The organism is Saccharopolyspora sp. NPDC002686 (assembly GCF_040295745.1).
Classification (GTDB): Bacteria; Actinomycetota; Actinomycetes; order Mycobacteriales; family Pseudonocardiaceae; genus Saccharopolyspora; species Saccharopolyspora oryzae.
The window spans coordinates 1-3,730 of sequence record NZ_JBEOVY010000517.1 but is presented as its reverse complement, the minus strand read 5'-3'; the positions used below and the strand labels follow the sequence as shown (position 1 = coordinate 3,730).

Here is a 3,730-nt window from a genome sequence, read left to right as displayed (position 1 = left end):
AGCGGCTGGACCAGCAGCTGCAGCAGTTGCGGCCGGGCGAGGACTGGAGCGGTCGGGCGCGGTTCCGCGGCGACCAGCCGATGGGGCTGGCGGAGGCGACGGCGGCGATGGCCGAGCTCGGCGAGATGGACCGGCTGGCCGAGCAGCTGGGGCAGTCGTACCCGGGCGCGAGCCTCGCCGACATCGATCTGGAAGCGCTGGAACGGCAGCTCGGGCCGCAAGCCGTGGTGGACGCCCAGCGGTTGTCGGAGATCGAACGGCAGTTGCGCGAACAAGGCATGCTGCAACGCGCGCCCGACGGAAGCCTGCGCTTGAGCCCGCGCGCGATGCGGCGACTCGGCGAAACCGCGCTGCGCTCGGTGGTCTCCCAGCTGCGCTCGCGGCGCGGTGAGCGCGACACCGACCGCGCGGGTGCGGCGGGGGAGCTCACCGGCACCACGCGGCAGTGGAGCTACGGCGACTCCGAGCCGTGGGACGCCTCGCGGACGGTGCGCAATGCCGTGCTGCGCCGCGCGGCCGAAGGGCCGGAGTCGCCGCAGCTGGACATCGCCGACCTGGAGGTCGCCGAAACCGAGCAGCGCTCGCGGGCGGCCGTGGTGCTGTGCGTGGACACGTCGTGGTCGATGGTGCAGGACGGTCGCTGGGTGCCGATGAAGCGCACCGCCCTGGCGCTGCACCACCTGGTGTCCACCAGGTACCGCTCCGACGCGCTGCAACTGGTCACCTTCGGCCGCTACGCGTCCACTGTGGACGTCGCCGGGCTGGCCGCGCTGGAAGGCGTCTGGGAGCAGGGCACGAACCTGCACCACGCGCTCCTGCTCGCCGGTCGCCACCTGCGCCGGAACCCGGACGCCAAACCGGTGGTCCTGGTCGTCACCGACGGGGAGCCCACCGCCCACCTGGAACCCGACGGCGAAGCGGTCTTCCAGTACCCGCCGGACCCGCACACCCTCGCGGTCACCTTGTCCGAAGTGGACTCCCTGGCCCGCTTGGGCACCACGCTGAGCGTGTTCATGCTCGGCGAAGATCCCCGCCTCGCGGCCTTCGTGGACCTGCTGGCCCGACGTGGCGGCGGCCGGGTCCTGGCGCCCTCCGCCGATGGCTTGGGTGCCGCCGTGGTCGGCGACTACCTCCGCACCAAACGCCGCCGCTGACCCGTCGATCCGGTGACCGTCCGACCTGCGCGGACCGGCTTTCGATCACTCGGTCGGGATGGTGGTGGTCGGTTCCGGTTCCGGGGTCGGGGTGCGGCGGGCTCGTTTGTGGGGGAGGGCCTTGTTGTGGACTCCGGAGAGGAGTTCGTGGAGGCCGTAGTGCTTCGGGTGGCGGTAGAGGGCCACGCAGAACACCACGAACAGCACGCCGCTCGCCGCGAGGACCAGGAACGCGATCAGCAGCAGTTGGGACGCGCCGGCGATCGTCCGCAGCACCTCCACCGGCTCGTCCACCAGGGCGTGGGCGCCGCCGAGCAGGATCTCGCCCGGGAGGCTGAGCACTGCCAGCACCGCTGCCGTCATCGTCGCCGCGATCGGCAGCATCGGCAGGGCGAGCAGCAGTGCGCGGACCAGCAGGCGCCACGGTGCGGGGCGTTCGTCCTCGGGGCCGACGAGCTTCAGCAGCAGCAACCTCTTGCCCGGCGTGCCGCCGAGGGCCCAGGGCAGCAGGACGTAGTACACCACCAGCGTCAGCAGCAGGCCGAGGAACAGGCTCGGGCCTAGGAGCAGCGAGGACACCACGGTGCAGAACAGCATCGCGAACGGCAGGATCGACAGGTCGACCAGGAAGGCGGCCAGGCGCCGGCCCAGCGGAACCGGGCGGCGGGCCAGGGCTTCGTCGTCGATGGAGTCCAGGGCGGGCAGCCAGCGGGTCACCGGACCGGCCATCCACCAGCCGAGCATCGCGCCGCCGGTGTTGGTGATCACGTCGTCGACGTCGGCCAACCGGTACGGGCACGGGTAGAGGCCCCACACGCCGGTGTACTGGGTGAACTCGAAGAACAGCGATGCCGCCAGGCCGATCGCGGCGGTGGCCGCGAAGCCGCGCTTGAAGTGGTAGCGCAGGTACATGCCCAGCGGCACCAGCATCACCACGTTCAGCAGCGCCTGCCACACGCCCGCGTTGTGCAGGACGAGGGCGCTGAAGCTGACCTCGCCGCCGGCTTCCTTCCAGATGTCGCCGAAGGTGTTGCCGGGTGCCAGCTGCGGCTCCGCCATCTTCCGGTACTTCACGCACACGTCCACCGCCGACGAGGGCAGCGGGATCAGGGTCATGAAGAACGCGGTGAGCGCGTAGAACAGGAAGCTGTAGAAGGAGAGCGTGCGCCAGCTCGACATGATGCCGTGCCGCCGGTAGGTGACCACCGCGGCGGGCAGGAACAGGACGAGCGCGAGCAACGGGAAGATGAGCGCCGCTGTCTTGATGGGCAGCAGGTGAACGCTTGACACGGAACACGACTATACGGTCATCGGTTTCGCCGTCCGCCGACTGTCCTGAGTGAACCTTCCGGCCGTCGCGGGACGTGTGGAGGTGTTGGGAACAACGCGGTTTGGCCCTGCGGAGGTGTCAGGGAGATGGTGGGAGCAGGGTGTCCAGCCCGTCCGGGAACTGGGTTGACCCGTGGTCGAAGGCGGCGTCGAAGTCGTTGGGGGACAACTGCTTCCGCGCTTCGGCGGTGATCCGGTCGACGTCGTCGCGTTCGGCCGGTGGAAGGGGTGTGCCGACCGAGGCGCGGGCCGCGGCCGCGGCGCCGAGCAGGCGGGCGGCCTGCTCCGGGGCGGTCGAGGTGCCTGCCAGGCCTTCGAGGGTCAGGGCGATCGCGCGGGGATCGGCGATCCTGCGGGCGATCCGGTGGGCGGCGAGGTGGTGTTCGCGGGCTTCGTCGAGGTCGCCGCGTTGTTCGGCGAGGAAGCCGAGTTCGGCGAAGATCAGCGTGTTGCCCGGCTCGAACTCCACCTGGCGGTGCCATTCGAGCACGCGGCGCAGGTGCTCCTCGGCTTCGGCGAAGCGCCCTTCGCGGCGCGCCCCCAGCGCTAGACCGGTTTCGGCGTACATCTCGGCAGGCGTGAAACCGCGCTCGGCCGCCAAGCGCATCGACCGCGCGTGCAGCTCGCGCGCTCGCGGGTAGTCGTGCTTGAGCAGTGCGACCCGGCCGAGCCAGGACGTTTGGTAGGCCACCTCCGCCCACAAGCCGATGCTCTCCGCGCCCCGCAGGGCTTCGGTGTGGTGACGCTCGGCGCTGGCGTAGTCGCCGGTGATCCCGGCGATCGTGCCCAGCGCGTACGACGCCTGCGCCAAGCCCCAGCGATCACCGGTGGCGCGGAACAGCTCGGCGCTGCGCTCGGCATCGCGGGAGGCCGCGTCGAGGTCACCGCGGGCCATCAGGTGCGATGAGCGGTCGCTCAGCGCCGCCGCCAGTCCCCAGCGGTCCTCCAACGCGGTGAACTCCTCGACCAGTTCGCCGATCGCCGCCTCGGACGCCGCCAGGTCCGCGATCGTGTACTGCGCGTGCGCGAGGAACCAGCGGGCCCGGGCGCGCTGGGCGCGATCGTCGATGTCCCGCCACGCCTCGACGTGGTCCACCGGCTCGCCGGTCAGCAACGCGATCCCCGCGTACCACGCGGCGGCGTCGGTACGAGGCCAACGTCGACCAGCGGTCGGCCGGATCAGCGCTCGCGCTGTTCACCGACGACGCGGTGCTGGGCGTTCCCGCACCACCGGACGAGCTCGGCCC

Annotated in this window: 3 protein-coding genes; 1 reads left to right on the top strand and 2 read right to left on the bottom strand. The window is 71.3% G+C overall.

Translation table 11 applies throughout. The features are described 5' to 3' along the window. Nucleotides 1-1,154: vWA domain-containing protein (locus ABTZ89_RS36775; protein WP_351053676.1), on the top strand; the 1,154-nt coding region annotated here is incomplete at its 5' end. A gap of 45 nt (nt 1,155-1,199) precedes the next feature. Here the strand turns inward: ABTZ89_RS36775 and ABTZ89_RS36770 are convergent. After that, the gene (locus ABTZ89_RS36770) at nt 1,200-2,444 is read right to left on the bottom strand and encodes a VanZ family protein (RefSeq protein ID WP_351053673.1); all 1,245 of its coding nucleotides are present in this window, start codon (nt 2,442-2,444) and stop codon (nt 1,200-1,202) included. A 118-nt stretch (nt 2,445-2,562) separates the two neighbouring features. Further along, nucleotides 2,563-3,597 (bottom strand): tetratricopeptide repeat protein, encoded by a 1,035-nt coding sequence (locus ABTZ89_RS36765; protein ID WP_351053670.1) that lies wholly within the window; start codon nt 3,595-3,597, stop codon nt 2,563-2,565. Between the last annotated feature and the right edge of the window lie 133 nt (nt 3,598-3,730).